This is a genomic window from Dysgonomonas termitidis, from assembly GCF_042654545.1.
In the GTDB taxonomy this organism is placed as follows: Bacteria; Bacteroidota; Bacteroidia; order Bacteroidales; family Dysgonomonadaceae; genus Dysgonomonas; species Dysgonomonas termitidis.
Genome location: NZ_JBHSGN010000208.1, coordinates 1 through 612, shown reverse-complemented (window position 1 = coordinate 612; position 612 = coordinate 1). Strand labels below are relative to the sequence as shown.

Annotated in this window: 1 pseudogene; it reads right to left on the bottom strand. The window is 35.0% G+C overall.

Annotated features, from left to right (window positions below):
- Nucleotides 1-444: pseudogene (locus ACFO6W_RS26210) on the bottom strand (phage integrase SAM-like domain-containing protein); the annotation flags it as partial.
- Between the last annotated feature and the right edge of the window lie 168 nt (nt 445-612).

Sequence of the window (612 nt, the reverse complement as noted above, 5' to 3'; positions counted from 1 at the left end):
GTTCTTTAACGATAAATACAACTCGAAATTTGATGAACCTTTGATTATCCCCCCATTCTTAATCCTTTCTGTATTTTTAAAGCGTAAGATCAATTCATCCAAAAATACGGAAACACTCTTTACTTTTGTCACCTCTTTTTTAGTTGTATTTATATCAAAATAATGAGACCACTGGACTGGCGACCAATCAACCCCTTCCAGTTCCCACTGCTCCACAACTTTAAGATACTTTAGCCTTATAGCCATCAGAAGCTGGTTCTTTTCCGTTTCTTCACTGGTATTACCTGCGAAAGACTGGGCATTTTGGTTCCAGCTTTTTCTTTTGCCTGTGATTGATAATACTTTGGGAATCCTTGCGTAACCGGTTTTAAACAGAATCATTTCTATCCTTACCAGTTCCGGATTCTTTGTATTTGCTTTGCCTTTAAAATTTACTGAATACATATTAATTCGTTTTAAGTGCCCTTATGTAGTCTCAAAATTGCCTACATGAAAAAGGTACTAACGAATAGGTAAGGCCTAACCAAAAGGATTAAAAACCAGTAAAATTTAACATTTTAACAGTTTTAAGCTATTAGTCCGGCGTTACGGCTATATGATTAAATAATTGTT